Consider the following 6,231-nt stretch of genomic DNA (forward strand, 5'->3'; position numbering starts at 1 on the left):
GGGCCGGTTCTTCCCGGAGGCCCGCCTCAGGCGGCCGGGGGCGGCAGGACGCGTGCGTCTGCGTACATGATCGGCACCCTAGGCAGCGGTGCCCCGCGCCGACAACTCCCTTTCCGGGCCGCCCTCCGCGACCGGTTCCGCGAGCCCCTCGACGGGCGCCGAGGACTGGGCGACGAACGCGCCGACGAGGACGACCGCGCCCCCGGCCACCTGCGGCAGCGACAGACGCTCACCGAGCAGCACCCAGGCCAGCACGGTCGCGATGACCGCCTCCAGACACGCGACGACCCCCGCGACCTGCGGCGACAGCCGCCGCACCGACAGCACACCGGTGACGTAGGCGACGACCGTGGCGACGAGCACGATCCAGGCGAGCAGCAGGAGAGCGGGCACGGGGGTGCCGTCGAGGTGCGCGGTGCCGGTCAGCACGGACCGGTCCATGGTCCAGGGCCGGGCGACGACCGTGAGCACGGCTGCGCCGACCAGCAGGCCGTGGGCGATCACGCCGAGCGGATCGGGTGCCCGCTCCCCCGCGTCGCCGCCCTGGTCGGACAGGACGAAGTAGCCGACCTGGCAGCAGGCGGCGCCGAGGGCGAACAGCAGGCCGAGCGCGTCGAAGCGCAGCCCGGACCACACCTCGACCACACAGGCGAGCCCCCCGGCCGCGAGGACCACACCGAGCGCGGCCGCCCTGGTCACCGGCCGCCGCTGCACGAACCGCACCCAGCCGAGCACCAGCGCCGGGGCCAGGTACTCCACGAGCAGGGCCACACCGACCGGGATGCGGGAGATCGCGGCGAAGTAGCACGCCTGCACTCCGGCGACCGCGAGGAGCCCGAACCCGGCGAGCAGCGCGGGGCGTTGCCGCACCAGGGCGCGGTGCCGCACGGCCAGCGGAAGCATCACCAGGGCGGCGCCGGTCACCCGGAGCCAGACGACGTGCAGCGGGTCCAGGCCCGCCTCGATCAGGGGCTTGGCCGCGACTCCCGACCCGCCGAAGGCCAGGGCCGATGCCAGCGCGAGGCCGAGCCCCGCGTCGCGGCCGTGGCCGCTCTCACTGTTTCCGGACGTACGCACGCGCACATGATGACAGGCGATGACATGAGCGTCACCCTCGTTGACACCTGTCTCAGGGGGTGGACCTGCCCGCCCGCCTCAGCGGGGCGCGGGGTGAGCCGTCAGGCGACCCGCCGGGACTCCGGCGTGCGCCAGGACCTCGACGGCGCGCGAACGGGGGTCGGCCACCAGGGCCGCGAGCAGCTCCACACCGGTGGCGTGGGGTGCGCCCCGGCGGGCGGCACGGCGCCGGGCGTCGCGCACGGCCTCGGCCGCGAGGGCGGACCAGCGCTCGGGACCCTCGAAGGTGCCGTGGCCGCGTACCGGCCCGGGTCCGGCGCCCGGCGCGTCGTCGCCCTCCGCCCCGCGCTGCCAGCCGATTCCGTAGCCGATGCTGCGCTGCACCAGATAGCCGAGCAGCCGGACCAGTCGAGGGCCGATGGCGGCACGGGCCCCGGGGTCCGTGTCGAGGAGCGAGTGCAGCAGATGGGCGGTGTCGATCTGACGGTCGCCGTCCCGCACGGCGCGCCGGCGGGCACCGGCGACGACCGCCGCGAGCGTCGCGTCGAGACCGGTGCCGTCCAGCTCGCCGGCAGCGCCCTCGTCAGGGACGGGCCGGCCGACTGCACGGGGTTGCACGCTGGTACGGGATTCCACGGTCCCACCCCATCAGTCACGGCCGCCTCTTCACATCCGCGAGGGGAACCATTCGCGCGTGCCACGCAGAGTGGAGACCCGCGCCCGGCACCTCCTCCTCACGGATGAGGCCGGGCCCCACGCCCCTCGGGGCAACCCCGTCGCGCCCCCGTCGCGCACCTGAGCCTCGGCCTTCGTCAGGCTCGGTCCTCGTCAGGCTCAGTCCTCGTCGGCGAGGATGAGGTACAGCTTCTTGCGGGCGTCGTTGAGGACGGCCAGCGCCTTGTCACGCTGTTCCTTGGTGCCGGTCTTCCACACCTGGCCGAAGGCTTCCATCAGACCGGCCCCGGCCTGGCGGATCTCACCGAGCGCCTCCCAGTCGACGCCGCGCGAGGCCTCCTCCCAGGGGGCGTCCGGGCCCTCCTCGGCGGCGGTGCGGCCACTGTCGGTGAGGGCGAACAGCTTCTTGCCGCCCTCGCTCTCGCTGGCGATCAGGCCCTCGTCCTCCAGCAGTTGCAGCGTCGGGTAGACCGAGCCGGGGCTCGGCTTCCACGCGCCGCCGCTGCGCTCGGCGATCTCCTGGATCATCTCGTAGCCGTGCATGGGCCGGTCCTTGAGCAGGGCCAGGATCGAGGCCCGCACATCACCGCGCCGCGCCCGCCCCCTCGGCCCGCCACGCCCGCGGCCGCCGCCGAAGCCGGGGCCACCGAAGCCGGGGCCGCCGAACATCGGCCCGCCGAACCCGGGACCGCCCGGCCCGAAGGGCCCGAACGCGCTCCGCTCCCCCTCGGATCGACCCGGTCGGTGCGGACCGGGACCGTGGGCCCAGGGGCCTCGCGTGAATCCATGACCGTGCATCACGATCACTCCATCCTGTCGTTGATCCATCACATACGATCGCGTTCCTTACGCGACAAGTCGACGATATATCGCTGAGATGCTCGTCGACAAGCCCCTGCCGCGAAGAAAGTGGTTGCCCGCCCCCGACGCCGCGGGCATACGATCGGCCGCATGAGGACACGTCCGGTACAGATCTCGGTCAAGGCCCGGGACAGGTCCGCGCTGGGCCGGTTCCGGGCGGCGGCGCTCGGCTGGAAGGTCACCGGGGACACACCGGACGAGCCCGACGTCGAGCCCGAGGGGTTCGGCGTCCTGGTGCCGCTGTAGCGCGGAGGCCCTGTGGCCGGCACCTCTTCCCCGCCCCTGACAAGCGAAGAACGACGAAGGCGCACCGACTTCATGACCGCACCCGACCCCAAGGCCGACCTGCTGCGCTACCTCCGGTCCGCCCGCGAAGCCCTGCTGTGGAAGCTCGACGGGCTCTCGGAGTACGACGCCCGCCGGCCCCTCACCCCGACCGGCACCAACCTCCTCGGGCTGGTCAAATACGCGGCCGGGATCGAGCTGGGCTACCTCGGGGACACCTTCGGGCGGCCCTCGGGCGAGCCGCTGCCCTGGCTGACGGGGGATGCCGAGGCCAACGCGGACATGTGGGCCACCGCCGAGGAGTCCCGCGCGGACCTCGTGGGGCTCTACCGCCGTGCCTGGGCCCACGCCGACGCGACGATCGAGGCGCTGCCGCTGGACTGCGTGGGCCGGGTGCCGTGGTGGCCGAGCGGCCGGGACGAGGTGACCCTGCACCACGCCGTCGTACGCGTCCTCGCCGACACCCACCGGCACGCCGGCCACGCCGACATCGTCCGGGAGTTGCTGGACGGCGCGACCGGGATGGACCGGGGGAACACCGGCCTGCCGTCGGACGACCCCGCCTGGTGGGCGGCGCACCGGGCACGGGTGGAGCGCGCGGCGAGGGAGGCGTGACCCGTGGCGCACCAAGCCGCCCAGCGTTTGCCAGAATGGCACCCGGCCCCCAGGTGAGGGCCGCCGCCGAAGTGTGAGGAACCCGCATGACCGACCTGGCCGCCACATCGCCGCAGAGGGAGATCGCCCGGGATCTCCAGGTGCCCGAGTCCTTCGACGCCGCGCAGGAGATCGAACGCCGGATCGCCTTCCTCACCGAGCGGCTGACCTCCACCGGCCTGCGCTCGCTGGTGCTCGGGATCAGCGGCGGCGTGGACTCCACCACGACCGGCCGGCTGTGCCAGCTCGCGGTCGAGCGGGCCCGCGCGGCGGGGCACGAGGCGACGTTCTACGCGATGCGGCTGCCGTACGGCGTCCAGGCCGACGAGGCCGACGCCCAGCTCGCGCTGGAGTTCATCCGCCCCGACCGGACCCTGACCGTCGACGTGCGGCCCGCGAGCGACGCCGCGCTGGACGCGGTGGTGGCCGGCGGCACCGTCTTCCGCGACGCGCACCACCAGGACTTCCTGCACGGCAACATCAAGGCCCGCCAGCGCATGATCGCCCAGTACGCGGTGGCCGGCGCGCACGACGGCCTGGTCGTCGGCACCGACCACGCGGCGGAGGCGGTCTCCGGCTTCTTCACCAAGTTCGGCGACGGCGCGGCCGACGTCGTCCCGCTCACCGGACTCACCAAGCGCCGCGTCCGCGCCCTCGCCGAGGCCCTGGGCGCCCCCGCCGAGCTGGTCCGGAAGACGCCGACCGCCGACCTGGAGACCCTGGACCCCGGCAAGGCCGACGAGACGGCGCTCGGCGTCACGTACGACGACATCGACGACCTCCTTGAGGGCAAGCCGGTAGCGGAGCCCGCCCTCAGCACCATCATCGACCGCTACCGCCGCACCGAACACAAGCGCCAACTCCCGCTGGCCCCCTGAGCGGCGATGACCATGACCGCCGACTTTCGGCCGAGGCCACCCGCCCCCGACTGGCCTTGGCCGTCCGGCCGTCGGACCCCCTAGGGTCTGCGCATGCGCATCCGAATCGTCGACGCCTTCGCCGCCCTCCCCTTCACCGGCAACCCCGCCGGGGTCCTGCTCCTGGACGACGTGTTCCCTGACGACGGCCGGCTCCAGCAGGTGGCCTCCGAGGTCAACCACTCCGAGACGGCCTTCGCCCACCGGCTGCCCGAGGGCGGCGAGGCCGACTGGGCGCTGCGCTGGTTCACCCCCGTCACCGAGGTGGCGATGTGCGGGCACGCCACCCTCGCCACCGCGCACGTCCTCTACACCACCGGCGCCCACGAGGGCCCGGTGCGGTTCGCCACCCGCAGCGGTGTCCTCGTCGCCACGCCGGAGGCGGACGGGGAGATCACCCTGGACTTCCCCACCGCACCGCTCACCGAGGTGGAGATCCCGCAGGGGCTCGCCGAGGCGCTGGGGGCCGCGCCGGTGGCCGCGTACGACACCGGACCGGACGTCGGGGACCTGCTGGTGGAACTGGCCGACGAGAAGACGGTGCTGGAGCTGACCCCGGACCACCGGGAACTCGCCGGCCGCTCCGGCCGGGGTGTGATCGTGACCGCCCGCGCGGAGGACCCCGCACTGGGCGCCGACTACGTGTCCCGCTGCTTCTTCCCGAACGTCGGCATCGACGAGGACCCGGTGACCGGCAGCGCCCACACCGCGCTCGCCCCCTACTGGTCCCCGCGCCTGGGCCGGGACGACCTCACGGGCCTCCAGGCGTCCCGCCGCAGCGGCCTGATCCGCACGGGTCTGCGCGGCGGGCGCACCCTGCTCCGGGGCCGCGCGGTCACCGTCATCGAAGGCGAACTCCTGGCGTGACCCTCACGGCGTCGGCAGCCACCCGACCTTGCCGGCCAGCAGGGCGTAGCCGACGAAGGCGCCGATGTCCAGCAGCGAGTGGGCGACGACCAGCGGCCCGACCCGGCCCCACCGCCGGTACAGCCAGACGAACACCACGCCCATCACCAGGTTGCCGATGAAGCCGCCGATGCCCTGGTAGAGGTGGTACGAGCCCCGCAGGACCGCGCTGCCCACCAGCGCGGTCCCCGGACTCCAGCCCGACTGGCCGAGCCTGCGCAGCAGATACCCGACGACGATGACCTCTTCGAGCACCGCGTTCTGCACCGCCGACAGCACCAGCACCGGGTACTTCCACCACACGTCCGGCAGCGCCTCGGGCACCACGGTGAGGTTGAAGCCGAGTCCGCGCGCGGCCAGGTAGAAGGCGATGCCGGTACTGCCGATCACGGCCGCGACGGCGGCGCCCCGCGCCAGGTCGGACCAGGGCCGCCCCCGGTCGAAGCCGATCACCCTGAGGCTCTCGCCCTCCCGGCACAGCAGGTAGGCCACCAGCGCCACCGGCACCAGCGCGGACGCGATCCCGAAGAGCTGCCAGGCCAGATCGAGCCAGGGACGGCCGGGCGCGGCGGAGGCGTTGAGGGTGGCCGCCTGGTCCTTGAGCCCGCCGGGTCTGGTGACCGAGCCGACGAAGCTGATGAGGGCGGACACCCCGCTCGCGCCGAGCGAGAGCGCCAGCACGATCAGCGTCTCGTCCCGCAGTGTCCGCCGGGAAGGCTGCTGCCATGCCATGGACTCGGCCACCGGTTCCGCCTCCACCCGCGTTCCGGGCGCCGGGCGGCCCACCTGCCCCCGTACGCCTGTTGTCCCGCAAAGGATCGCAGAAGGACACGGCCGGCCCGCGCACCGGGTGGCC

Annotated in this window: 8 protein-coding genes; 4 read left to right on the top strand and 4 right to left on the bottom strand. The window is 73.9% G+C overall.

What is annotated here, in order from left to right; translation table 11 throughout:
• Positions 1 to 78: 78 nt before the first annotated feature.
• The 3 genes from ACFWN1_RS30730 to ACFWN1_RS30740 all read right to left on the bottom strand — a co-directional run bounded on the left by ACFWN1_RS30730 (position 79) and on the right by ACFWN1_RS30740 (position 2,550).
• Complete coding sequence (locus ACFWN1_RS30730) at positions 79 to 1,083, bottom strand: DMT family transporter (RefSeq protein WP_384369195.1); 1,005 nt, start codon at positions 1,081 to 1,083, stop codon at positions 79 to 81.
• Positions 1,084 to 1,155: 72 nt separating this feature from the next.
• A complete protein-coding gene (locus ACFWN1_RS30735) occupies positions 1,156 to 1,695 on the bottom strand; it encodes a Clp protease N-terminal domain-containing protein (RefSeq protein ID WP_384369198.1) in 540 nt (179 codons plus the stop codon).
• A gap of 216 nt (positions 1,696 to 1,911) precedes the next feature.
• Positions 1,912 to 2,550, bottom strand: a complete 639-nt coding sequence (locus ACFWN1_RS30740) for a PadR family transcriptional regulator (RefSeq protein ID WP_384369201.1) — start codon at positions 2,548 to 2,550, stop codon at positions 1,912 to 1,914.
• Between the two features lie 153 nt (positions 2,551 to 2,703).
• On the opposite strand from ACFWN1_RS30740, the gene ACFWN1_RS30745 reads away from it, so the two are divergent.
• The 4 genes from ACFWN1_RS30745 to ACFWN1_RS30760 all read left to right on the top strand — a co-directional run bounded on the left by ACFWN1_RS30745 (position 2,704) and on the right by ACFWN1_RS30760 (position 5,336).
• Positions 2,704 to 2,859 (top strand): hypothetical protein, encoded by a 156-nt coding sequence (locus tag ACFWN1_RS30745; protein WP_384369204.1) that lies wholly within the window; start codon positions 2,704 to 2,706, stop codon positions 2,857 to 2,859.
• A gap of 72 nt (positions 2,860 to 2,931) precedes the next feature.
• Positions 2,932 to 3,513 carry a DinB family protein gene (locus tag ACFWN1_RS30750; protein WP_384369207.1) on the top strand — a complete coding sequence of 194 codons (582 nt, stop codon included), beginning with the start codon at positions 2,932 to 2,934 and terminating at the stop codon, positions 3,511 to 3,513.
• 86 nt (positions 3,514 to 3,599) lie between these two features.
• Complete coding sequence (nadE, locus tag ACFWN1_RS30755; RefSeq protein WP_384369210.1) at positions 3,600 to 4,430, top strand: ammonia-dependent NAD(+) synthetase; 831 nt, start codon at positions 3,600 to 3,602, stop codon at positions 4,428 to 4,430.
• A gap of 93 nt (positions 4,431 to 4,523) precedes the next feature.
• Positions 4,524 to 5,336, top strand: a complete 813-nt coding sequence (locus ACFWN1_RS30760) for a PhzF family phenazine biosynthesis protein (protein WP_384369213.1) — start codon at positions 4,524 to 4,526, stop codon at positions 5,334 to 5,336.
• Between the two features lie 3 nt (positions 5,337 to 5,339).
• On the opposite strand, the gene ACFWN1_RS30765 is transcribed toward ACFWN1_RS30760, so the two are convergent.
• Positions 5,340 to 6,107: a CPBP family intramembrane glutamic endopeptidase gene (locus ACFWN1_RS30765; RefSeq protein WP_384369216.1), complete on the bottom strand. Its 768-nt coding sequence runs from the start codon at positions 6,105 to 6,107 to the stop codon at positions 5,340 to 5,342.
• Between the last annotated feature and the right edge of the window lie 124 nt (positions 6,108 to 6,231).

This window comes from Streptomyces sp. NPDC058459 (assembly GCF_042721685.1).
GTDB lineage: Bacteria > Actinomycetota > Actinomycetes > Streptomycetales > Streptomycetaceae > Streptomyces.

Coding starts and splice junctions, on each gene's coding strand:
- ACFWN1_RS30740 (WP_384369201.1), bottom strand. CDS start 2,550: ATGCACGGTCATGGATTCACGCGAGGCCCCTGGGCCCACGGTCCCGGT.
- ACFWN1_RS30750 (WP_384369207.1), top strand. CDS start 2,932: ATGACCGCACCCGACCCCAAGGCCGACCTGCTGCGCTACCTCCGGTCC.
- ACFWN1_RS30765 (WP_384369216.1), bottom strand. CDS start 6,107: ATGGCATGGCAGCAGCCTTCCCGGCGGACACTGCGGGACGAGACGCTG.
- ACFWN1_RS30745 (WP_384369204.1), top strand. CDS start 2,704: ATGAGGACACGTCCGGTACAGATCTCGGTCAAGGCCCGGGACAGGTCC.
- ACFWN1_RS30760 (WP_384369213.1), top strand. CDS start 4,524: ATGCGCATCCGAATCGTCGACGCCTTCGCCGCCCTCCCCTTCACCGGC.
- nadE (WP_384369210.1), top strand. CDS start 3,600: ATGACCGACCTGGCCGCCACATCGCCGCAGAGGGAGATCGCCCGGGAT.